Below are 24101 nucleotides of genomic sequence, written 5' to 3' on the forward strand. Positions count from 1 at the left end.
GTATGTCTCATATCGATTTCCCTAACAGTTATCTAACAAGTTTGTAAGATTCAAAAGAAAAACCGATGAAAAGTATACCTTTCATCGGTTAACGAGATGCATACGGGAATATGATTCTAACTTTTGTTCCCTTACCTACTTCAGATTCTAGCTCAATCTTATGATTTAATTTTTCACATACTTCTTTAACAAGATATAATCCCATTCCCGTAGACTCTTTAAATTTCCTACCATTTTCTCCAGTATAAAATGGATTGAAAACACGTGGTAAATCAGCAGTAGGAATACCAACCCCATGATCTTTTACTTCTAAAATAATTGCTCGTCCTTTTGAATACGCCGATACTATTACTTTCTCTTTCTTACTTGATGAATATTTAATTGCATTTGATAGTACTTGATTGAGTATAAATCGAAACCATTTCTTATCTGTTTCTACAATAAGATTCTGATCTACTTTTACCTCTGGATACACATAACTACGTATAAATAGACGTTTATTTTCATGAATAGCAGAATCAATCATTTCCAATAACTGCAATCTGTCCACATGAAAATCCTGTTCAAATGTTTCTAAACGAGCAACATATAAGACCATTTCTAATCCTTTTTTGATTCTTTCCGTTTCTTCATTAATACTGTCAAATCGAGAGTCATCTGCATCTTGTGTAATTAACTCAATAACAGAAAGCGGTGTTTTCATTTGATGAACCCATTGATTCATAAAAGTCATTTGTTCTTGTTGTTTTCGTTCCCATTTTTTTAATTGGTTTTGATAATATTGATATTGAGATTGTAGTAATGTTTCTAAGGCCATTGATAATGGTGTCAAATCACTATCTTTTATTGACTCATTTAAAGTTTCCATTGGTGTTGATAGACGCTTGTAGAATGAACGATGACTATAATAACGATATATTAAATAACCCATTAATAAAAAAACACCCAAAAATACAGAATATAATGCCGTCAAAATATGTGGATAACCATCAAACCAATATATAAAAAGAATGATAAGCAATTGGGCAAATGTATAACAAATGAGTGGAATATGTTCCTGTAAAAATAATTTCATTATTCCTTTCCTTCCTTCTCCCAAGTAGCATGCAAACGATATCCAGCACCACGAACTGTTTCCAGTGCGTTTTCAATACCTAAATCTTGCAATTTCCTTCTAATTCTACCTATGTTTACACTCAATGTATTTTCGTCTATATATGAGCTATCCCATAGTTGTTCTAAAATCACTTCACGTTTTACAAGGAGCGGAGACTTCGTTATCAATATTTCTAATAAAGTGGTTTCTTTTCTAGTAAGTAAAATTTTCCTATCATTTAGTTGAAGTTCCATTCTTTCTGGGAACAGGAATAATCCCGATTGCTCAACTATCCGTTCTTTTACTTTAGGAGCATATTCACCGTATGCTCTTCTGAGTTGACTACGGATTTTAGACATTACAACCTCATAATAGAAAGGTTTCGTAATATAATCATCACCACCATTTTCTAAAGCCATAACTTGATCCATCTCTCCACTCCTTGCAGATAGAAATACAATTGGACAAGTAGAAATTGCTCGTATTTGGCGACACCAATAATAACCATCAAAATTAGGTAAATTTACATCTAATAGCACTACATCTGGTTTTATCTCTTGAAATATTTCTAAGATATTTTCAAAATCCTCTATAATAATACTTTGGTATCCATATTTTTTTATATGAGTTCCCAGTAATTCAGCAATTTTCATATCATCTTCTACAATCATGATTGTATTCATAACGTACTCTCCTTTAATTTAGGCGCAATTTTTAAAGTTCATTTGGTATTCAATATTTTACTTATGTAAAAAAGATGATATTTTACCTACCCTCACAAATGCAATAAGTATCCAATAAAGCGTATATTTGTTGTTACTTAATAAATTGAATAGGGATTGTTTCTATCTTTTTTCTTTACTTAAGTCGATTCTTTTTTAAATACATAAAAAGACCGCCACAGTTTTGTGACGGAAAAACAGAAAAATTTTAATAACTAATTACTATTATTATTTATTTGTAGTTTTTAAGGTATCTAACGCTATTTTGGTTGCTTCTGCAATAAGCTTATCATCGTATTTAGCATCCTCTTTATCATGATTAGAAAGTATCGCAAGAACAATTGGCTTTTTATTTGGTGGCCAAATAATTGCGATATCATTTCTGGTTCCATAAGATCCCGAGCCTGTTTTATCAGCTACTTCCCATCCTCCTGGAACTCCAGCACGAATTAAGCTGTCTCCCGTAGTGTTCTTTTTCATCCAATCTATTAATAAATCCCGTTTCTCAGTTGAAAGTACATCTCCTAGCGTAAAAGCCTGAAGACTAGTAGCTAATGCCTTTGGGGTACTAGTATCATGTACATCTCCTGGATGCACTTCGTTTAACTCTGGTTCAAAATGTTCAGGATTTGTAACGGTATCTCCTATTTCTCTCAGTGATTTTTTGAATTCACTAGGTCCACCTAATTGTTTAAGAATAAGATTTTGTGCAGTATTATCACTATATCGAAGGGAAGCATCTGCAAGCTCTTTCAGAGTCATACCTGTATCAACATACTTTTCTGTAATTGGATTGTAATTAACAAGATCTTCACGAGTATACAAAACTCTTTGATTTAGACCTTCTATTGATTTCTTTTGTAAAAGTACTCCCACAGCTAAAGCTTTGTGGGTAGATGCGTATGCAAACCGTTTATCTGATTGATATGTAACGGTTTGATTCGTATCAGTGTCCAATGCATAAATACCGAGTTTAGCATCAAATTCTTTTTCAAGTTTAGCAAAAGAATCATTACCAGTAGTTTCTTGTTTGATTTGATTTGTTTGTTTCGTTTGTTTAAGTGATTCAGATTGAGTATTACTATCGGAACAGCCTATAAGCGTTGCACATGAAAGAAATACTACAGGTACCGCCTTTTTGTAATGTAAAATGTTAAAAAACTTGTTTAAGACTATCATACATTTTCGACCTCTTTCAAGAATATATGGTTTTTCTAGGTGTTATACATACCAATAAAATTAAAGAGTATATCGGATATCACTCTTCAAGCATCCAACTTATCATAAACACCTGTTTTATACGAATACTTAATAGACAACCTAAGTAACAAGTTTGTTCCATACATTTAAAAATATTTTAATCAACAACAAAGTTATTAACAAAAAAGTAAGGAGTGAATCGACTGTTCACTCCTTTGAATGATAACCGTAGAGGTCCATTTAGCTTTGAAATAAAAATTGATAAAAAAGTGCTTTAAGCTTTTTTTAATAGCAAATGTAAAAATCCATTTTCAAAAAAATTTAATCAAAAAGGTGTTCAGGGGAGGCAATCTGAATAAAATTCAAATGTTTCATTCGGTTTATGACAGATAGTCCTTCATTAACTCTATGTAATTCAAGCCATCTTTCGAAACCAGAAAAAAAGGAAGAAAAGCCAATAGATTTTTGCAAACTGGGCGTATAATTTGATATTGTAAAGCCCTCTGGCATCAATTTGTTCATCACCTATCATCATGTATCCCTTGGTTGAAACCATCAGCTTTTCTGTACCGCTTCCCAGTGAATAGCTCGAAAAGTTATGGGTGTTGAGCTCAACTTAACGACGACGGGAGCTGCCCCCAATTAGTGATGAAACCCATTATCACATTTCGTATCATGAGGCATAGACCCATCCAGGGAATCCAAAAAGGCAACAGCCTGTTTGAGGTTTCTCAAAAATAAATGCGCGAGATCCATGGAAAATCCATTTCGAACCACAACGCGCATAATCGTCACCGCTTCTAGATTTGGAGGCAATGGATAGGCAGGTACTTGCCAACCGAACACACGCAATTGTCGAGATAAATCATAAAGATTCCAGTTTGATGTGTGACCATTTTTCAGTCGCCAAGCGAAAACCGGTATATCCGAACCATCGGACAAAAGTTCGAAAGGTTCCATCTTTTGAATCGCCTTGCTAAGAAAAAGAGCGACTTTCTGAGAAGCCCTTTGGACATCATAGTAACCCCTTTTTCCCAAACGCAGGTAATTGTAATATTGCAGGAGTACTTGTGCACCAGGACGTGAAAAATTCAGGGCAAAAGTTGGCATGTTGCCGCCTAAATAGGAGACGCGGAAGATTAGATCCTCAGGGAGATCATCAGCTTCCCTCCAAATTATCCAACCCAATCCAGGGTAGACTAATCCATATTTATGTCCGGATACATTGATGGACTTTACCCTCGGCAATTGAAAATCCCAGACTAAATCTGGTTGAAGAAACGGGGCTATAAATCCGCCCGAAGCCGCATCCACATGCATAGGAATGTCGAGTCCCGTCCTCTCCTGTAAATCGTCCAACGCTTTTGCAATGGCAGCAACTGGTTCGTAACGTCCGGTATAAGTCTCACCGAGAATCGGTACCACACCAATCGTATTTTCATCCACGGCTGCAATGACCCCCTGAGGATCCAACCGGGAATGCTCAGGGCTAACCTTTACATAGCGTGGTTCAACCTCCCAATAGTTCGCGAATTTTTCCCAAACGACTTGAACAGCAGAACTAAATACAATATTAGGCCGATCCAACGGCTTCCCCTCTCTTTTGCGTGCATTTTGCCAGCGTCTCTTTAACGCAAGCCCCCCGAGCATACATGCTTCCGACGATCCAGTTGTTGAAACGCCCATAGTTGTAAGGGGGCTAGGGGAATGCCAGAGATTGGCTAAAATGCGAACACACCGCTCCTCAATTTCAGCTGTCTGTGGATATTCGTCCTTATCAATCATGTTCTTATCAAATGATTTAGCATATAGCCGCTCTGCGGTAGGCTCCATCCAGGTGCTAACGAACGTTGCAAGATTCAAGCGTGCATTGCCATCTAGAGTAATTTCATCATGGACGATTTGATACGCTGTTTCTGGTAACATGCCTTCATCAGGCATGTTAAATCGCGGAACGACTGATTCTCCTTTGCGGGCAAACAGAGGATTTATAGAAAATTCGGGAGGCAGCTCCATTTGCACATGACGTGGTAGATATTGTGGATTATCTGGCATAATCTCTTTTCCTTCATATGTATCGTTTTGAACTTCTTCTTTTCGATCCTGCGGCATACTAGTCCCCCTTAATTAATGGTTTAACAAATATATTATTTACAAAAAAATATTTGTTAAACCAAGGAGGAAATTCTATTAAAAGGTACTGCCACCATTCAAATTAAAGAAATATAGTTTGTGATTATAAAATAGAAATCGATTTATATTATAATGAAAACATCGAATATATGAATGTGATTTTCTGAAATTTCTAAGACTACATTACAAATGTGAATAACTAAAAAACTATCAATTCAAATAATTTGAGAATATGGAACATTTTAAGCGAGATTGAGATAATTATATTCACAAAAGAATTGATGCAACGTTAAAAAGAATGAGCCCGGTACAATACCGGACTTATATTCATACAACCGCCTTATTTTTCTATTTAACTGTTGGGATTCAGCTCATAATGAAACATACTTTTACATAAAAGACTTTCGTATATAAATTTTTCAAATGAGTTATTAGCGAATTGTTGACCAATATCACTTTCTGAGTGAGTAATTTTTTTGATTGATGATGTAATAAATTTTGTTCTTTTCTTTTATGTAAAATATTCTAGTTTTGCATTAGGAAAGAACTGTTTCATATAGGAATACAGATAGTTTTTTATATCCTCTTCTTCTTCTTTTTGATAAATGTATTTTCCGATTCCATATTTCCCCCATTTATACCTTCTTTTCTCTTCATCTAATTCTAATTTTGTCATCGGGTAGTTTTTTTCAATCATTCTCTTAGCTGGCTTTGTAAAACGATGTTGAATAAATTCAAATGTAATATCATCCCGTGCATCAAGAGGTAATTCAGCATTTAGGCGTTCAAACATATGATAGTACCCTTCCTGCCAGCCTTCATGCAGGTAAATAGGAGCTACAATGAAACCAAGAGGATATCCGGCTCTAGCTACTTTTCCTGCTGCCTCAATTCGTTTAGCTAAGGGAGAAGTTCCTGGTTCAAAGTTTTTAATCACATAATCAGCGTTTACACTAAAGCGAAATCTTGTTTTTCCATTATGTTTAGCATCAAGTAAATGATCTACATGGTGAAATTTCGTAACAAATCTCAATTTCCCATATTCTGATTCTCCAAAATGCTCAATAGCCCGTTTAAGGGTATGCGTTAAATAATCGATTCCTACAATATCTGAAGTACACGACGCTTCAAATCTTGTTACTTCAGGTGCACGCTCTTTCATGTATTTATCAGCAGCATCTAAAATTTCTTCAACATTTACATACGTTCGTATATAAGGCTTACTTCCCATCGTTGTTTGTAAATAACAATAATGACAATGCCCCATACATCCCGTTGCAAAAGGAATTGCATACTCTGCTGAAGGCTTGGAAGTATCAAATTTCAGTGTTTTTCTAACACCAACAACAAGCGTAGATTTTGCTACTCGATACTTTTGAAAATCATTATCGCCTGGCAAATCTCTTACTTGATTATGGGAAGTAGTATGTCGAATTTCAACATCCATCTTTGAAAACTTCTCAAACAGCTCTTTTCCCAAAGGATAATCTAATGCTTTAGGTTCAAAATATACGAGCTTAGGCATAAATGGCTTATTCATTCCAACATCCCCTCTGAAATATCACCATAATAGTAAGTGTATGCTTGATTTGCTTCATCTTCGGTAGCATATATAGCCATCTCATTTGTTAGTGGATAATACGTTTCGTAAAGAAATAGTGCTAATTCAGTAGGTCTTTCAGGATTATATACAACTGCTGCAGCTTGTATATTAGCTACGTCTTGAGTATGAGGATTTCGATAAAAAATATAGACAATGTCACCAGCATGATACGTATTACTTTCAGAAGAAAATTCCATTCCATCACCATCTCATTTCATAAAATTCAATGCTCAAAGTTTTACTTTCTAATTTCCCTGTAGTGTAGCTATTTAATTTCATTGATAATGATTACGTCATACAAACATACTTTGAAAAATGAATAATAAATGCACTACCAAAAAGGCAAGCATATATCAATGCTTGCCTTTCGTTCTAACGACGATGTTCAACAAGATCGATTACACCTAAAACGACGTGAGCTAAACCAAAACCAAATACTGTATTTGCAATCATTTTATTAGTTCCACGAGTTTGTTTAAGAGCATAACCTGCTGCGGTCACTGCTGTACCTAAAGCTGTTGGAATTAATCCTTCACGAATGTCCACAGTGATGCCTCCTTGTTTCGTAGTTAGTAAATTTGTTTTAATGCCTCGAAGTAAAGTATTAAAACAAGTATTAGTATTTTTCTTTTTAATAAAATTATGTGAAATTTTCATAAATAATATTTTAAATCCATAACAGCTATAAAGATTGAAAAAATTATTAATTAACAAATAAGAGAATATCTTCAAAACGTATTTTCATATAAAAATTGTATACCTCAGACAAAAAAATTCTTTGTGGAAATTCTCTCCATAAAAAAGTGCTCCTACATTTATATAGGAGCACTTTTTTATGAAACACTATTCTTTATTTGCCTATGAACCACTTTATTATAATAACCATGCTTTACAACTTGCCTAACATCATCTACCTCAATATCCATTCTTTCCGCAATATCTACAACAATTGTATTTTGTAAAACATTCACTACAAACCCCATTAATTGTAAATTAGGGTTTTTACGATATGAAAATTGAACGTAATCCCCAAGTGTTACTTCTTTATTATGCTTCATTTGGCGCCCCCTAAATTATTGATAGTTATACAATAGTTTTCCCTTTTTTTACTTCTTCATAATGGGGTTACCAGTTTATCATTTTAGCTAATTCATCTCCCACCTACTCACTCCACGTTCCTTGAGGAAGGGGTCTTCTTGGCTAAAACGATAAAAGTTATGCATATAATTAAAAAAGACAAACTCTCCAAGATGAGGAGTTTGTCCAAAACCATGATCTCTTTAAATCAAAAATATAGAATTCAGTTCCGATAAGAATCTTTCTTTTTTCCATATCACACGATTTTTGCATCAGAACTAACTACAGTAGATTAAAATAATGACTTAATACTTGCTAGAACAGTAAGTATCCCTATAATAATTACAAATACATTACTCATTTTCCCTCTGTATTTTGCTAGTACTGGTACTTTACGAATCGCATACATCGGTAATAGACATAAGATAGCAGCGACTAACGGACCGCTAAGGGCATCAATGATTCCAAGAATACTTGGATTTGTATAAGCAACATACCAGCATGTTAATACAACAAAAGTAAGAATCATTGTCTTAACTGTTTTTTCTCCTATATCTTTCCCACGTTTTTTACTGGACTTGATAATCATGTCACGCATTACCTCATACGCTCCTATATAATGGCCAAGGAAAGACTTTGTAATAGCCACAAACGCAATGATAGGAGCTGCAATCGTGATTACTGGTGAATTAAGCTCATTAGCAAGATATGATAGGATTGACAAGTTCTGTTCTTTTGCCACCTTAAGATCATCTGGAGTCAAACTTAAAGTACTGCTCCAAACAAAGAACATAACAACAGCGAATGTGATGATATAACAAACTTTTTGTATTTGGGCACACTTGGCATCAGTAGCGTCTATTCCATACGTAGCTCTCTGTTTCATAACGAATGACGAAATCATAGGAGAATGATTAAACGAGAATACTATGATTGGTAGTATCATCCAAATCGTTCCGAAATACCCTGTTCCAGTTGAAGCAGTAAAAACACTTGAAAAACTTAGCATTGAAGTATTCCATTGTGGAATTAAAGATATTGCAATAAAAAGTAGGGAAGCAATGAAAGGATATACTAGCATGCTCATTATCTTTACAGTAATATCCTGACCAAAATTTAGTATAGTGATAAGACCGAGTACTAATACAAGTGATAAAATAGCCCTTGGAGGCTCCGGTATGTGCAATTGGTGTACAATAAAACTACTTGCAGTATTTGTAAGTGCGACCGAGTACATCAGCACGATCGTATAAATGGAGACGAAATATACAATGTTAAAAATGATACTTGCTTTATTTCCGAAATATTCTCTTATTGTACCTGTAATCCCCTCATCGGCAGAATTCGAAGCGTAAATCATTTTAGCAAGCGCCCTATGTGAGTAGTACATAACTGGATATGCAAGTATGGTAATTAACAGCAATGATAATAAACCACCTGAACCTGCATTAATCGGTAAAAAGAGTACCCCTGCTCCAATTGCTGTTCCAAAAAGGCTCAATGCCCAGGTAGTATCCTGTTTATGCCATTTTTTAGGGTCTAGATATTTTTCATTTTTTACTGCTGTATTATCAGCTTGAAATTCTATGTTTTTTGCAGTATTCCCATTCATATAATAATTCCTCCTTGTTTCCTATTCTTACGTCTTTATTTAAGGTATAGGAATATAGACCGTTCTTTTTGTTTATAAAGTGCGCCACATCGTATATCCTTCTTCTAAGTTGATCAGACTCAAAAAATTAACGAAGCATCAACCTGAAGAGTTTGTTACCACTTACAAAATGTTTCAATTATATAGTAGGATATATTATTGATAATTCCCCCAATATCCAGAAATCCTTAAGCGAACAATAGAGAATAGATTGTTAACCATTTCACAATACAGACGGTAACTGTTTATTGATTTGATTGTTTCTCCCCAAATATTTTATTTTTAATAGCAATCCCTGTAGGTGTAGCCGCAATTCCACCTAAACCTGTCTCTCTTAATTCGCGAGGAATCTGTCTTCCAACTCTATACATCGCTTCAATAACTTCGTCAGCATTGATGATATTGTTTACGCCGGCTAATGCGATGTCCACTGCTGCTAAAGCATTTGTCGCTCCAATGGCGTTTCTCTTTACACAAGGAATTTCTACCAAACCAGCGACCGGATCACAAACTAAACCGAGTAAATTCTGTAATGCAATCGAAAAAGCTTCAGAAGATTGCTGTGGCGTTCCACCTGCAGCTTCTACCGCAGCTGCAGCCGCCATTGCTGAGGCACTGCCTACTTCAGCTTGACATCCTCCATACGCTCCTGAAATACAAGCGTTGTTTGCTACTATCGTTCCAAATAACGCTGATGTGAATAGAAAATGCATCATATCTTCATGACTTAACTGCAACGTATCTTTAATACTAAATAGGACTCCCGGAATCGTCCCACTCGCACCTGCTGTTGGAGTTGCACAAATAGCTCCTAATGCAGCATTTACTTCATTAACACCGATAGCACTTTGAATCCCTAACACCATCAAATCTCCAGAAAGAGTTTTCCTATTTTCTCGATAGTTTTTAATTTTAACTGCATCACCTCCGGTTAAACCGGTAGGAGAAAATACACCGTCGCCCTCGATACTTTTATTTATAGCATTTTGCATAGTCGCTAAATTTCGTTCCATTTTACTCCAAACTTCTTCATAAGAAATTTTAGTTTGTTCGATTTCCTGTTCAATTGCTAATTTATAAATTGGCTTTTGTCTTTTATTAGCTGCATCCACAATTTCTTTTATGGCCATATACATATTTTTTCACTCCTTAATGTAACTAAAGAATAATAAGATTAGCTATATTGCTTAAATTCCCTAATTCCTCCTGAGCATTACCAGGCAATAGCGAATCCAAAGCGAATGCATATAAATATTTTGTTTTATCTTTCAAACTATGAAAGTTGTTAATTTCAACATCATATTGTTTAAAGATCCTGCGTAAGACAAATTCAAAGTCAGCTCTTTCTGAAATCGCAATAACAACTGGCAATGGCCCCTGCAGTTCTAAGCTAAATCCATCAATTTCAACATATTTGACTTCAATCAATCCACCGCCGACCGAAATACCCATCGTTCTAATACTTCGACTGTCATCCTCTACATATACATCTGCCGTATTTGGATGACCGGCAGGACTATCACCTGATTTTTCAATAAAAGTAATGTCAATCCCTTTAGATTCTGCTATTTTAATAGCATCTGGCACTTTACTGTCATCTGCAGCAAAGCCTAATATACCAGCAATTATTGCAAAATCAGTTCCGTGACCTTTATGGGTTTCAGCAAATGATTCATAATACGTTACCACAACTTTTTTTGGAAGACCTTGAAATAATTTATTAGCAACTGTTCCAATAGACAAAGCACCTGCAGTATGTGAACTTGAAGGACCTATCATTATGGGCCCAATCACATCAAAACAACTTTTGTATTTAACAACCTTTTTTTCTTTAATAGATGCTACATTCATGTTCATATATGCACCCCCATAATTTATGATTTTAATTGCAGTTGAAACTAAGTTATTAGAATAATTAATTCAAAACAAATTCTCGTTGTTAACGCTTTCTTTTGATGTTAAATAAATTTCCTTTCTAATTACACATCCTTTGTAGAGTAATCAAATCAAATCAGTATGTCCAATTTAAGAAAGTTACTTGTAAGGTCTTTAGAATTTTTGCACCAAAACTAGGTTTGATATTTTATCTAGCGGTAATAAACTATCTCTAGACGCCCTCATTATAACTTGTATATTTATGAGTTTAATCTTTTTTTATTTTTAGAAAGATCGAATAAACAGAATCTTGAATGGATAATAAATTACACTTAGCATGTAGCAATTGTGTCCTTTATTTGAAGCTGTATTAGTTAGTAAAAAATTAAAAATAGCACAGATTTCCTTTCATTAACACCTTGATTATATTAGAAAATCATTATAAAGATACTTATATTGTCCTTTTTTAGAACATTTTATTTTGGACGGAAAACCTGTTGTAATAAATAATTCATTCAGACGAAAAGAAATACATAAATGAAATATAAAACCATTTAAGTATATTGATTACATAACTCGCATTAATATTAATTGTCAAAAAAAACGAACTTCTTTTACCAATCTTAACATAAAGGATACGTTCCAAATAACGATGGCGATTCATTGCAGGTTTTTCAAGAATGATTTACGCCCAAGCTAGAGAAGGACATTTCCCTTCCTTCTTTACTAAATTACATTCTAAATCCCAAAATCCAACTAGGGTTTTGCTAGTTTTAGGCGGAATTTTTAGTTGTATTTTAATTTTTTATGGTATAGCACGACCAAATTTAGAGATGCTTCTAAAAGGCCCTAGTGTAATTTTTATTACCTCATATATTTTTACAATGCTAGCTGCTCTTAAGTTATTAAAAGTTACAGATATAGGTTGGTGGATGGCCTTCCTGTCTCTAGTTATATGTATTTTTGTATACTCATTTAGTGGTTGGGCGATTTTCTATCCAGTAATTCTATCATTCATAGGTTGGATTTATATACTTATAAATAATAAGTCCAGCACTGTAATCAATCATCAATTAGATACATCTAATGAAAAATAGTTTTATAATTTCTATAAACTAATTCTACAAATTATATACTGTTATTAACACTATCAAGGCTGGAATAGATAAAAATTCTGCTAACTTATAATTAGCTCAAATTAACTTAATGAAATATGGATAATTATGTGTATTCAAGAAAAAACCAGGATAACTTTTTAAAATCATCCTGGTTTTTTCTATATAAAATGAATTTCGTTATTTTTAGTTCCCCCCTATATATATACTATCTTCTTATTTATATATTTACCTTCTCTTCTCCATCATCCTGTTTTTCAATTAAATTTAAGTAAAAATGTATGACAGTTTTGTTGTAATACGGAGAGATGTAAATAAATGATAGATTAAATGTAAACATTCCGACATGTTGCATATCCAGCATATGTTCAAATTTTCACTGTATATGGTGTAGTAATAGATACCACATTAGGTGGAACATCAAGGGAGAATTCAGTTACAGTTGTAAATATTTGTTACTGAGGATACTCCAATGATTAAAAATTTATTTTTTAAGATTTTCACTGAAGAATAGTAAATAGAATATTGTATAATCAATTAAAAAAACAGCAAATTTACAGGGTAATTGAAAAAAACCAAGTGCATTGCACTCGGCTTTATGGTCGATTAAACAATTTTACTTCAGACGTATTAAACTGATGTAGATAGTCTTTAGTCGAAGTATAACCTGAATTCATGAGTGTTTTCTTTTCTTCTTCTGTGATATCAAAATTAAACGACGGCGTAAAGAATGTATTGATAAATACAGTGCGGGCAGCATCTTCTTTGGTTGTTTTTCCGCTCTCATGACCTTTGATCATGGTTTGAGACAAATTCCATGCAAAATGAATAAGAGAATGGCCAATATGATGTTCTGTTGAAGTTGCGATTTGTTTTAACATGGCAATCTCGGCCTGAGATTCTAAACGGAAACCTAGTGTTTCTTTGTTGTAGACAATTTCATCTGCAGGATCAAAGAAAGATGCATTGTATTTCGTGTGTAAGCTTCTTAATGTAGAATAATCCTCCGTATTGCTTACCAGTTTATTAACCTCGTCAATCGTATCTGTGGTCGTGAAGTGTTCTTCTTTATTCACAAAACTTTTCCGATCAAATAAACGAATTGGGTAGTTATCGAGTACACCTCCGTCTACATAATAATCTTTATCCCATTCCACAGATTTAAAAAAGAATGGGATCGACATCGAAATCCGCACAGCAGCTACTAACGGGACATCAGGTGTCGTTTCGCGAGAAAACGTACGAAGCTGGTGTGTAGAAACGTTCGTTCCTTGGAAAAACACGTCTTTTCCTGTTTTGTCATACAACTGCTGAAAGGTTGTATCCTTATTCCCTGTCCACTTTTCAACGATGTTTCCTACCCACTCAGTAAAGAAACCCCCTTTTTAGATACCAAAACCATCAAAAAATAAACGAATGTTATCTTGTACAATCGAAAAATCATCATCTTTAAACGCTTTGAAATTCATGTCTTTGTGGATTTTTACAAGATCTGCGAATGGAATGGAAAGACCTAAAAGTAATGCAGTAATCGCTCCCGCTGAAGTCCCTCCAAATCGTTGTATTTCTGGTAAAATCCCTTCTTCATTTAGTGCACGGATGGCACCGATATAAACGCTTCCCTTTACTCCGCCACCTTCAAATACTAAGTTACGAAATGGATATTCCATTATATACCTCCAATAGATAAATTTTTAATCTGTTATAGTATCGGAAGTATATTGAAATATATCCAAATGTTATTAAAAACGTTTCATTTCATGTGATACGTATGGCAGAATTAACTTTATTCAATGGATGAATTCTTTGAAAGAGAAGGAATTTTCTTTACACTAATAACAACTAAACATTACCTTAATATAATCATTTACAGTTGTTTGCACATTCAAATCACATCCTTTTCAGCGCTGGCTTTTTTCTATATCAAATACTATCACACAACTTTTCCACCTACTATATTAATAAGGTTTAATATTCGAGTAAAAAAATTTGGATAAAAAACCAAATCCACAAATCATACCAAACAATTATATTGAATAATATAGTATTAATACTTCCGCACTTATCACCTATTTAATTTATTGGACATTTATACTTCAAAAAAATTACACATTATTCACAATTAGGGTAAATGTCCGAAAAATAATTCAAATATGTTATTATATAACATTATTACGAGTTTTTTGTAAAATGTAATATATTTTAAGATAATATAAAATCCGTTTTTCTATAAGAGAACTTAATTTTTATGTAATGCGAAATTTTTAGCAATACATTATATATTAATTTAGTTATAAAAACGTATAAAGACCACCTATTTCCATAAGTGATCTTTCTTTATGATTCTGCATTTGTACACTTCTGTAGAAAAATAGTGTAGATACGCTTTGTTTGTTAAATTTTTAGTCCTCTCCATTTACTAAAAAATATAGCTTAATACAATTAATATGGTATTCGTTACATTGCAAACTATTATTCTGTCTTCTGTACAAGCACACTACTAAAAATCAATTCAGCAACTTTTACATATCCTTTTGAGTTTGGATGAATTAAATCCTTAGACCAAAGCGTATTGTCATTAACTAAAGGATGACTCCAAAAGTCAACATGATGAAGCTTATACTCTCTACTCAGTGAACATATAACATCATTTGCCTCTAATAATTGTTCCTTTATTATTTGTTTTTTTTCAGAAGCGAAAGGAAGCCTTACTGTAAAATCCGGAAGATTTGCTATCATAATATCAGCACCTGTTTTACTTAATGTATTTATCATAAATTCCATATCATTCTTATATGCATTATGATTCCAACGTCCTTTTAAAACGTCGTTTGCACCTGCAATTAGACTAACCAAATCTGGTTTAAAAGTTAATGCTTTTTCCAATTGCTGCGAGCGAATTTCTTTAGTTACTAACCCACGCTTTGCAAAATTGGCATATTCTATATCGTTTTCACACAGTTGAACAAAATGATCTACCCAGCTTTTTAATGCAATTCCCTCTACTTCATCCCCTATTCCCTCTGTAAAACTATCACCAATCGCTACAAATCGCTTCCACATATGTAGTCCCCCTTTATTTTTAACCATATCTATACTATACAATAGCTCACAACGTAATTGTTATTTCTAAGTGTTTTTTGATTTCAATTATATTCCACTTTACTATATTTACATTTAGAATCCAAAATTGACCGATTCCCAATATACTTAGGAATCGGTCATATTCGTATAATGACTAAAGAGATAAAATCTCTCTAGTCATTATACTTTTTTCAAAAAATTTGTTGTTCTTTGTTTTGCCCAGTTGATACATTTCTTTTCGATTAAATGATACGAAACTATAGAAAAAAGGAGTGTCATTGTAATGCACAAAGTAAGAAGGAATAAGATAGATATCTTTGTATACAAAAGTTTAAATAGTACCATCATGATTGGAAAATGACACAAATAGATACTGTATGAAATTTCTCCTAAATATACAAACACACTCTTATTTAAAAATGCTTTTACTTTTAGGTTACTCATGGCCATTATAATAAATATACTAACACCCATTACGACACCCCAATCTTTTAATAAGAAAGTAGTATCATTACGGGAAATACCATAAATTAAAATGGAATATAAATATAAAATAACCCCTAGTGCAATAAGAAATCCTTTATTAATTTTTTTCATATTCCTATATGAGTAGATAAGTTTTTCCTGATGTTTAAAAAGTAACATCCCAACCATAAACATAGATGTAAAATGCAGTGTATCAGCATAACCATTATAAAACCCCTCAGCTTTCCCAATATGCAACATATTAAGAAAAACACTAATTAAAGAAAAGCTCAAAGCAAATAGTATCGTTTTCTTCCAACTCAGTTTATAAAAAAGAAGGAATAAGAAAGGAAACACAATAGATATACGCATTTCTTGAGCCAATGACCAGATAACTGGATTATAATTTTCCGTAAAAAAGTTATTAAGAAGCACAAAATGGTTTATAATATCTAATTTTGTTATAGAACCTTGCCACCTATCATAGAACCAATCCCGTAGTCCTACCACTTCATACGGTGAAAATAAAATAAATAAAGCAAAGGTAATGATTATCCAAAAATAATAAGGGATATAGATTCTTACAAATCTCTTAATTAAATATCCCCAATAATTTGTTTTTGAATGGTAAAGTGCCATAGATAACACAAAACCACTGAGTACATAAAAAACGATTACAGCTTCTCCACCCGCCCATAAAATCCTAAGCGGGGAAAATTTAATAGAATTAGGCAACGATGGTAGCATTAAACAAAAATGTCCAAATACCACGGTAAGTGCTGCTAACCCTCGTATGGAATCTAATTCTTTTATTCTCTTACTCATAAAATGTTCTCCTTGTAAATTGTAAATTTTACTGTTCATAAAAGCCACTATACAAATGTAGTGGGAGAATTGTACATATTGTTTCTTTAAATTCCTAATATAAGCAGTACAAAGTTAATTTGACCTCCATTTCTTTATATACATAATTTAAAACAAAATATTTAATACAAAGAAAAGATTTTATTAAATTTTTATAAAATCTAATTACAGAAATACGTACCGGATATTAATTTTTTATTGTCATTTGATGGAATAGTGGGTGGTTTTTCATCATGTAACTTTATGAAACTAACCTTGCACCTGAACCCTTTAAATCGAAAGATTCATAAAAAACGCCATCCTTTCTGTATATTTCTACAAAAAGAATAGCGTTTTTTAATTTATGGAAACAAATTCATGTTAGCTTTTTACTATATCAACCGCACTATCCCACATACCATTAAAGAAAGATCCGATTTTACGCATAAAACGTGTAAACCAATTTGCTTGTTCTACATCAGATTTTGTTACAAGGTCTATTTGTAATGATTTACCTGATAAGAACCCAGGATCTGTATTATCTTTAGGCGAGATAATCATTTTACTTATTGTTACACCTTTTTTAATAGGAGCTTCTTGTTCTTTAATCGATACTTTAAATTCTTTTTTATAAACATCTTTATTGCCCTTTGGCATTGGAAGTGAAACAGCTTGCTTCGTTTGAACTACTACATCTTTGTCTTTCGCATTTGCAACTCGCAAAGTTTCATGCCCTTTTACTACTGAATCTTTTCCGTAGATATTCTTCACTTCAAAATTCGCAAATCCATAATCATATAATTTCTTTGTTTCATCAAAACGTGCTGTATGAGAGTTTGCTTTTATTACTACAGAGATTAGACGCATACCGTTTCTTTCTACTGTACCAGTGAAGCAATCACCGGCTTCTGGAGTAGTTCCTGTTTTCAACCCATCTACACCTTCGTATTGCTTTATTAAACCTTTTAACATCATGTTAAAATTCACCATATCAATTGGATACTTGCCACCCTTTTGGAATGTTTTTTTGGGTATTTTTGCTGTATCTAACATTTTTGGAAAATCTCGAACGAGACGTTGTGCTAAAATCGCACAATCTCTTGCGGACATTTTATTTTTCTCGTCTGGAGTTGTCCCTTCTGGATGATGTCCTTTTAAATCATAGTTTGTTAAGCCAGTAGAGTTTACAAATTTATAATTTTTCATTCCAAACTCTTTTGACTTATCATTCATCATTTTCACGAAATCGGCTTCTTTTCCAGCAATTTCTTCAACTAAAGCAATTGTTGCACCATTTGCAGAGTAAATTGCCATTGCCTCATATAACTCTTTTACTGTATAAGAGCCACCATTTTCTAATGGAACGTTTGATAATGAGCGATCTTGTGAAATCTTATATGCATATTCAGAGATTTTAACTTTTTGATCCCATTTAAGTTTTCCTTTATCCACCGCTTCATGAACTAAGTATTCACTCATCATTTTTGTCATACTAGCAATTGCTAGTGATTCATCCGCATTTTTTTCATATAAAATTTTTCCGGAATTCGCTTCTACTAAAATTGCTGATCCTGCTTCTACGTCTAAAATAGGGACTGTTTCCGCTGATGCGCTCCCAGATGTAACAACTATGCTACAAAATAGTGTAAGCACTGTTACTATTACAATGAATTTTTTGTAAAACATACCTTTCAATTCTCTTACCTCCAATATCTTTGTACTCAAAAAAACCGTTATTCTAGCATAATTCCTATAAAAATAGATAGTTTTATCAAATTCTATATACATATAAGACGTTAGGATCGCTTTCATATAGACCATCTCATACTTTTAGGCACACTGATACTTTGTATTCCTACACGCATCCCTATTTTTCATACCTTTGTATTTTTCAAAATGATCCGTACTTTCATATTTTTTAGGATTACAATGAATAGACAATCTAAATAATGCGTTTGTTCCACATTTACAAAAAATAAAGCCAGTGTATCCCGATTAAATATCGAGACACACTGGTTTTATTAGCTATCAAGGATTTTAATTATTGAATTCAGCTATTTACTATACTCATACCAGAAATGAATTTTCCTTAGTCTAGACTATTAATTTTTTATAATAAAAAACTACATCCTATATAGAATGTAGTTTCCCTCACAGATCTATCTATTTTTTACTTCCTTGTTATAAAAATCATATAATAATTCAATAGATGAACTAGATAAAAGCGGCATTGCCTTCTCAACTAATTCTCTATCCCAATCAAACCAACGCATTTCCATTAGCATTTTCATTTCTGTATCAGTGAATCGTTTCTTTATTTCCTTAGCAGGATTTCCACCAACTATTGTATACGGCGGAACATCTTTACTTACGACAGATCCCGCTGCAACGATTGCACCTTCACTGATTGTAACGCCAGGCATAATAATAGCATTCATTCCAATCCAAGCATCACTTTTAATGACTGTATCGCCCTTCGGTTCATATGAATGTTCAATTTGCTCAGCGAATGGATATACTGTAATCCATTCTGAGTGATGATTGTGATTACCCCCCATTAAAATGACTACTCCACTCGCAATACAAACATAGTTCCCAATAATGAGTTTATCAAGATGCCATCCCATCTGTTCAATTGGATTGAACAGCGCTCGGGACTTAGCATCCCCCCACAAATACCTTACACAGCCATCTTCAAAATTTTGATGACCATAATAACCTGAATAATAGGAGTACTCTCCTACCTCAATGAGTGGATTTGTTACTATATCTTTTATATACTTTGTTTCTGACCAATGATTAAATAATGGATGCTTCATAACTTTATTCCTCGCTTCTAAGTATTATATATTTTGCTATTTACTTAGAAGCTTACTACGACTGCTACATTTTTTAGCTTTCTCAAACGACGAATCATTATCTTCAAGCCTTTCTTTTATTATAAAGGAATCATATCGTGATAAATTATATAAGTCAAATTGTAAAATTATGTACTGAAACTTGAATTATGAATTGAAATTTCAGCATTAAAACAATCGAGTTTTCAAATAACAAATCCCAATTACATATAATAAAGATTTCTTAGCTATACATCTAACTTCTTTCTTATATTAGCCTTCACTCCCTCGATATAGTTTTATTATTTATTAATTTGTCTGATAAATCAATAAATGTTAATATGATTATAGAAGATATTATCATCCATTAGATTTCACAGCTAGTTTTTCACAAAAACGATTTCTGAATCCTTAAGTAAATAGGAGGTTTAGAACATGAAACTTTTAAGGCAATCAACAATTATTGGTGCATTGACTGTTGGAGGATTTTTATTTTCAAATACAATTAGTACAATCACACCTGTGTCTGCTGAATCGCAACTTACACAAAAAGAATCACGAATTTTAGATAATTGGCGGTGGCAAAGCTATTTTTTATTACATCATAATGCAGATTTTATAGAAGAGTTAGCAGTTGGTGAGTTAAAGCATGGAGATACATTCGATGTTACTATATATACTGGTGGTAAGGATACTGGTATTGTAAAAATATATCAATTGAGTGAAAATGAAAATAATGAAATAAACTTGCATAGATATAAAACCATTTATGACTCAGGTTTAAAACATAATTATGGTAGATTTGTAACACCTATTACTAAGGTTTATAATCCAGGAACATATGTAGCCGTTATGAAACTTGGAGAAAATTATTATTATGGAGGCAGCTTTAAAATCTCAAAATAATTTACATTTATCTCATCAGCAAAAAAATATTGGATACATTTTTATTAGACAAAAATCATTTTAAAAGCTTCTCTACCTTATATAAGATAGAGGAGCTTTTTGATTGTTTGCCCTTTTTAAGGTTTAAAAAAATTCTTACTTTCTTTATAAATTAGCATTTTTATTCAATAACTGTTTCCACTTCTATAAGTTTTACAATTCAATATGCAATATTGCATATTTTATATGTTTACTCTTTAAAAATGCGATAATTTATTTATACTAATTTATAAAATTAATATTGAAAGGAGAATATTACATGTCTTTCTATTCTTGGTCTCCTCTTATTTTCTTAATAGTTGTTGCAATTATCATTTCTATTCAAAAGGCTAAGAAACAATAATTTATTATGTGGAGGTGTAATAATGTCATTTGCAGCATGGAGTGCTATTTTTATGACTTTAATCGGAGCAATATCTGGAGCAATCTTTGGTACAATCTCCTCTAGAAATAAAAGCAAAAATTAAATGCTAACGTAAAAATGAATTTCTAATAAAACTCTATACAAAAAAGTAGCCTATAAAGTTTTATAGGCTACTGTTCTTTCATCAAAATTATTTAGCTAATTCTTTTGTCCCCTTCATTACATCAACAAAGAATCCCCAGTTATTCACAACAGAAGAAATACTAATATGTTCATCTGGAGTGTGAACATTGAATATATCTGGCCCGAATGAAATTGCATCTAATTCAGGCATCTTTTGAACGAATACACTACATTCAATTCCTGCATGTACAGCAAAGATTTCAACATCTTTATTGTATTTTTCTTGATGCACTTTTTCAAACAAATTACGAATTTGTGAATTCGGATTGTATGGCCATTCTGGATACTCTGACTCTATTTCAAATGTTGCACCAACTAATTCGGCAATACATTTAATTTCATCTGCAACATGTTGTTTTAAACTACTTACAGAACTTCTCACTTCGTTACGTAATTTAATTTCATCTTGCAACGTTTCAATAACGCCTAAATTTGTTGAGCTTTCTACTAGACCTTTAATATCCATGCTCATGCTTTGAATGCCGTTCGGAATTAAGAATAATGATGAAATAAGCTGCTTTTGTGTTTCTTTAGCAAATACTTTTTCTACTTTCTCATCCAATTTTGTAAGTGTAACATGAACATCTGGATCAACAGCACGCATTTCTTCTTGTAATACTCTTGTCCATGATAATAGTTTTTCTTCTACTTTCTCTACATCTTCTGTACGTAATACAATTGTAGCTACACTTTCACGCGGAATTGCATTCGTTTTTAATCCGCCATGAACTTCACTTAAACCAAATTGAATATTTACTGATAAATCATGTAATACTCGTCCTAATACTTTGTTCGCATTACCACGTTGTTTATCAATTTCCATACCAGAATGTCCGCCTTTTAGACCACCAACATATAGACGGTATGCATCCATATTCGCTGGCGCTTCATCCCAAATTACTGGAATTGTTTCAACAGCTTTCGCACCACCTGCGCTACTTACAAGTAATTTATGATCTTCTTCAGAATCAATATTAATAAAGATCTTTCCTTCAAAATGATTTGAATCAACAGCGAAAGCCCCGCCCATTGTTGTTTCTTCTTCAGTGGTTATAACTACTTCAAGTGCTGGATGTGGAATGTCTTTTGAATCTAATAAAGCCATTGCATACGCAACTGCAATACCATTATCAGCACCTAAAGTTGTTTGATTTGCATATAACATGTCCCCAATAATTCGTAATTCAATTGGATCTTTTTCAAAATCATGTACAGTCGCTTGATTTTTTTCACATACCATATCCATATGACCTTGAATAATAATAGCTGGTACATTTTCATAACCAGCAGTTGCTTCTTTTTTAATAATGACATTCATCGCTTCATCTTGAATCACTTCTAAATTACGCTCTTTTGCAAAGCCCACTAAATAATCACTAATTTCCTTTTCATTACCAGATCCTCTAGGAATCTTTGAAATTTCTGCAAAATGATAAAATACAGGGTGCTTTGTTAATTGTTCTAAAGTAGAATACATTTTTAAGCTCCTCTCAAAATGACAAAATAATATGTAAGTCTTTTATCATTATACCATGATTCGTTAGTTTCCCTTTCTATTTCATACTTTAAAATCCTCGCGTTAAATATTTAATCCTATAAAAAAACGAAAGAAAATGCACTATGCATTTTCTTTCGTTTTTTTTGCTTTCATATATTTTGAAGTACTATTATTCATTAATTTCTCTAAACGATTTATATTTTCCGTTAATGCACCTTTCACAAGAGAGAAATCTGTATTTGGTTCTTCTTTTTTTTCTTTAAAAAATGAAGACTTTTGTACATTTACTTCAGCCATCTCTTCTCCCCCTTTTCAAAAAGATACAACCTTTTATTTATATTATATAGCAAATGCAGACAGGGTGTACACGTATCATTTTCTTTTTAATTCTTCTTCTAATTCTTCTACTTGCTGCAAAGTATCTCCTTTTATTAAAGAGAAATCTGTTGTATCTTCACTATCTTCTTTAAAAAAATCATTGTCATAATCTTTTATCACTACAATCACCTCTACCTACTAGTGTAGGAATGATTGTCCGAATTTATACAAGTTTGTCTTAATTTGCTTTCCCTTTATGTATAAGTAAAAAGGACAGAAGAAAATCCTGTCCTTATTTAATAAAATAACTATGATGTATTGTTAAATTATATACATTTTCAAAATCCCGATCTTGCAGATTATTTTTCTTCCCATCAATAACAATGAAAACATCACTCACTATTTTTGCTGGTATAATTCCGACATTTTCTACTTGCACCGCTTTCTGCTCATTTAATTGCTCAATGTACTCTAACGGAACGATAGTACTAAATTGAGATCGAATACCACGAAAATTTGTATTTAATTCCTTTGCAGCTTCAAATACAACAATTTTCGCTCCAATCTTTTCCCCATACGAATCTAAAAATGCGTTTAAACTTTTTGTATATTCTTCTTCCGAATGCCATTCCATTGTACCGAATACTGCTGGATTGACATTTTGAATAATTGTTGTGTATATTTCTCCTCTTGCTTTAGAAGCAATTAATGACCGTTTTATCGATTGAACAGTCTTGCCGATATCACTAAATTTCGCTCCCCATATTTCTGAAATATTAGGTGTTAAAATAAATGCGATATCAACGAAAATAACCATTGCAGTGAACATTAAAAGATTTTTCCAGAGGGTTAAATCGATTCCTTTTATCATGAAATACACGGTGACAGATATGATAAACAATCCATACCAAGTCTTTCTAATACGTTGCTTTTTCTCCTCGTACAACTCTTCATTTCTCCAGTAAAAGAAAACAAGAACTAGAAAAACGATTGCTAAAATAAATAAGCCGAATCGAATGTTAGAGCTCACCAATCATATCACCCTCCATTCAAAAAATACTCACGATATCATTACATGCACAAGCAGCTCTT

20 protein-coding genes and 3 pseudogenes are annotated in these 24101 nt (G+C 32.7%); 2 read left to right on the forward strand and 21 right to left on the reverse strand.

Annotated features, from left to right (window positions below):
* Positions 1-88: 88 nt before the first annotated feature.
* The 11 genes from ACUN28_RS17245 to sdaAB form a co-directional block, all read right to left on the reverse strand.
* A complete protein-coding gene (locus ACUN28_RS17245; protein ID WP_000765319.1) occupies positions 89-1075 on the reverse strand; it encodes a sensor histidine kinase in 987 nt (328 codons plus the stop codon).
* Positions 1075-1779: a response regulator transcription factor gene (locus ACUN28_RS17250; RefSeq protein WP_001092333.1), complete on the reverse strand. Its 705-nt coding sequence runs from the start codon at positions 1777-1779 to the stop codon at positions 1075-1077. Before ACUN28_RS17250 ends, ACUN28_RS17245 begins: the two co-directional genes overlap by 1 nt.
* Before the next feature lie 267 nt (positions 1780-2046).
* Complete coding sequence (bla, locus tag ACUN28_RS17255; protein WP_016087836.1) at positions 2047-2997, reverse strand: class A beta-lactamase; 951 nt, start codon at positions 2995-2997, stop codon at positions 2047-2049.
* A 663-nt stretch (positions 2998-3660) separates the two neighbouring features.
* Positions 3661-5130, reverse strand: coding sequence for a glutamate decarboxylase (locus tag ACUN28_RS17260; protein WP_016136693.1), 1470 nt, complete (start codon positions 5128-5130; stop codon positions 3661-3663).
* Between the two features lie 532 nt (positions 5131-5662).
* Positions 5663-6691, reverse strand: a complete 1029-nt coding sequence (gene splB, locus ACUN28_RS17265) for a spore photoproduct lyase (RefSeq protein WP_001039639.1) — start codon at positions 6689-6691, stop codon at positions 5663-5665.
* Positions 6688-6951, reverse strand: coding sequence for a transcriptional regulator SplA (locus tag ACUN28_RS17270; RefSeq protein WP_000396093.1), 264 nt, complete (start codon positions 6949-6951; stop codon positions 6688-6690). Before ACUN28_RS17270 ends, splB begins: the two co-directional genes overlap by 4 nt.
* Before the next feature lie 175 nt (positions 6952-7126).
* A complete protein-coding gene (locus tag ACUN28_RS17275) occupies positions 7127-7300 on the reverse strand; it encodes a hypothetical protein (protein WP_000354585.1) in 174 nt (57 codons plus the stop codon).
* Between the two features lie 287 nt (positions 7301-7587).
* A complete protein-coding gene (locus tag ACUN28_RS17280) occupies positions 7588-7812 on the reverse strand; it encodes a DUF2187 domain-containing protein (protein WP_000682218.1) in 225 nt (74 codons plus the stop codon).
* Positions 7813-8123: 311 nt separating this feature from the next.
* Positions 8124-9443 (reverse strand): aromatic amino acid transport family protein, encoded by a 1320-nt coding sequence (locus ACUN28_RS17285; protein ID WP_001014204.1) that lies wholly within the window; start codon positions 9441-9443, stop codon positions 8124-8126.
* Positions 9444-9727: 284 nt separating this feature from the next.
* On the reverse strand, positions 9728-10618 hold the full coding sequence (sdaAA, locus tag ACUN28_RS17290; protein ID WP_016136692.1) for an L-serine ammonia-lyase, iron-sulfur-dependent, subunit alpha: 891 nt from the start codon (positions 10616-10618) through the stop codon (positions 9728-9730).
* Positions 10619-10640: 22 nt separating this feature from the next.
* Positions 10641-11339 carry an L-serine ammonia-lyase, iron-sulfur-dependent subunit beta gene (gene sdaAB, locus ACUN28_RS17295; RefSeq protein ID WP_001057008.1) on the reverse strand — a complete coding sequence of 233 codons (699 nt, stop codon included), beginning with the start codon at positions 11337-11339 and terminating at the stop codon, positions 10641-10643.
* Positions 11340-12019: 680 nt separating this feature from the next.
* On the opposite strand from sdaAB, the pseudogene ACUN28_RS17300 reads away from it, so the two are divergent.
* Positions 12020-12454 (forward strand): annotated as a pseudogene (locus ACUN28_RS17300) (amino acid permease); the annotation flags it as partial.
* Positions 12455-12692: 238 nt separating this feature from the next.
* Here ACUN28_RS17300 and ACUN28_RS17305 read toward each other — a convergent pair.
* From ACUN28_RS17305 to ACUN28_RS17330, 6 genes and pseudogenes are all read right to left on the reverse strand, one after another.
* A pseudogene (locus ACUN28_RS17305) lies at positions 12693-12818 on the reverse strand (DUF975 family protein); the annotation flags it as partial.
* A 250-nt stretch (positions 12819-13068) separates the two neighbouring features.
* Positions 13069-14142, reverse strand: a pseudogene (locus tag ACUN28_RS17310) (patatin-like phospholipase family protein).
* 802 nt (positions 14143-14944) lie between these two features.
* On the reverse strand, positions 14945-15535 hold the full coding sequence (locus ACUN28_RS17315) for an SGNH/GDSL hydrolase family protein (RefSeq protein ID WP_000265882.1): 591 nt from the start codon (positions 15533-15535) through the stop codon (positions 14945-14947).
* A gap of 201 nt (positions 15536-15736) precedes the next feature.
* Positions 15737-16885, reverse strand: a complete 1149-nt coding sequence (locus ACUN28_RS17320; RefSeq protein ID WP_080117978.1) for an acyltransferase family protein — start codon at positions 16883-16885, stop codon at positions 15737-15739.
* Between the two features lie 360 nt (positions 16886-17245).
* On the reverse strand, positions 17246-18559 hold the full coding sequence (locus ACUN28_RS17325; RefSeq protein WP_033660070.1) for a D-alanyl-D-alanine carboxypeptidase family protein: 1314 nt from the start codon (positions 18557-18559) through the stop codon (positions 17246-17248).
* Positions 18560-19023: 464 nt separating this feature from the next.
* A complete protein-coding gene (locus ACUN28_RS17330) occupies positions 19024-19683 on the reverse strand; it encodes a CatB-related O-acetyltransferase (RefSeq protein ID WP_016087845.1) in 660 nt (219 codons plus the stop codon).
* 453 nt (positions 19684-20136) lie between these two features.
* Between ACUN28_RS17330 and ACUN28_RS17335 the strand changes: the two genes are divergently transcribed.
* The gene (locus tag ACUN28_RS17335; RefSeq protein WP_016087846.1) at positions 20137-20607 is read left to right on the forward strand and encodes a DUF5065 family protein; all 471 of its coding nucleotides are present in this window, start codon (positions 20137-20139) and stop codon (positions 20605-20607) included.
* A 593-nt stretch (positions 20608-21200) separates the two neighbouring features.
* On the opposite strand, the gene pepD is transcribed toward ACUN28_RS17335, so the two are convergent.
* From pepD to ACUN28_RS17355, 4 genes are all read right to left on the reverse strand, one after another.
* Positions 21201-22670 (reverse strand): beta-Ala-His dipeptidase, encoded by a 1470-nt coding sequence (gene pepD / locus ACUN28_RS17340; RefSeq protein ID WP_016087848.1) that lies wholly within the window; start codon positions 22668-22670, stop codon positions 21201-21203.
* Between the two features lie 141 nt (positions 22671-22811).
* Positions 22812-22988: a stage II sporulation protein SB gene (gene spoIISB / locus ACUN28_RS17345; RefSeq protein WP_016087849.1), complete on the reverse strand. Its 177-nt coding sequence runs from the start codon at positions 22986-22988 to the stop codon at positions 22812-22814.
* A gap of 75 nt (positions 22989-23063) precedes the next feature.
* Positions 23064-23189: a hypothetical protein gene (locus ACUN28_RS17350; protein ID WP_033659699.1), complete on the reverse strand. Its 126-nt coding sequence runs from the start codon at positions 23187-23189 to the stop codon at positions 23064-23066.
* Between the two features lie 112 nt (positions 23190-23301).
* Positions 23302-24039 (reverse strand): type II toxin-antitoxin system SpoIISA family toxin, encoded by a 738-nt coding sequence (locus tag ACUN28_RS17355; RefSeq protein WP_033659836.1) that lies wholly within the window; start codon positions 24037-24039, stop codon positions 23302-23304.
* Positions 24040-24101 lie beyond the last annotated feature (62 nt).

This window comes from Bacillus sp. WC2507 (assembly GCF_052656125.1).

Coding starts and splice junctions, on each gene's coding strand:
- sdaAA (WP_016136692.1), bottom strand. CDS start 10,618: ATGTATATGGCCATAAAAGAAATTGTGGATGCAGCTAATAAAAGACAA.
- pepD (WP_016087848.1), bottom strand. CDS start 22,670: ATGTATTCTACTTTAGAACAATTAACAAAGCACCCTGTATTTTATCAT.
- ACUN28_RS17260 (WP_016136693.1), bottom strand. CDS start 5,130: ATGCCGCAGGATCGAAAAGAAGAAGTTCAAAACGATACATATGAAGGA.
- ACUN28_RS17285 (WP_001014204.1), bottom strand. CDS start 9,443: ATGAATGGGAATACTGCAAAAAACATAGAATTTCAAGCTGATAATACA.
- spoIISB (WP_016087849.1), bottom strand. CDS start 22,988: ATGGCTGAAGTAAATGTACAAAAGTCTTCATTTTTTAAAGAAAAAAAA.
- sdaAB (WP_001057008.1), bottom strand. CDS start 11,339: ATGAACATGAATGTAGCATCTATTAAAGAAAAAAAGGTTGTTAAATAC.
- bla (WP_016087836.1), bottom strand. CDS start 2,997: ATGATAGTCTTAAACAAGTTTTTTAACATTTTACATTACAAAAAGGCG.
- ACUN28_RS17250 (WP_001092333.1), bottom strand. CDS start 1,779: ATGAATACAATCATGATTGTAGAAGATGATATGAAAATTGCTGAATTA.
- ACUN28_RS17335 (WP_016087846.1), top strand. CDS start 20,137: ATGAAACTTTTAAGGCAATCAACAATTATTGGTGCATTGACTGTTGGA.
- ACUN28_RS17270 (WP_000396093.1), bottom strand. CDS start 6,951: ATGGAATTTTCTTCTGAAAGTAATACGTATCATGCTGGTGACATTGTC.
- ACUN28_RS17245 (WP_000765319.1), bottom strand. CDS start 1,075: ATGAAATTATTTTTACAGGAACATATTCCACTCATTTGTTATACATTT.
- ACUN28_RS17330 (WP_016087845.1), bottom strand. CDS start 19,683: ATGAAGCATCCATTATTTAATCATTGGTCAGAAACAAAGTATATAAAA.
- ACUN28_RS17320 (WP_080117978.1), bottom strand. CDS start 16,885: ATGAACAGTAAAATTTACAATTTACAAGGAGAACATTTTATGAGTAAG.
- ACUN28_RS17315 (WP_000265882.1), bottom strand. CDS start 15,535: ATGTGGAAGCGATTTGTAGCGATTGGTGATAGTTTTACAGAGGGAATA.
- ACUN28_RS17280 (WP_000682218.1), bottom strand. CDS start 7,812: ATGAAGCATAATAAAGAAGTAACACTTGGGGATTACGTTCAATTTTCA.
- splB (WP_001039639.1), bottom strand. CDS start 6,691: ATGAATAAGCCATTTATGCCTAAGCTCGTATATTTTGAACCTAAAGCA.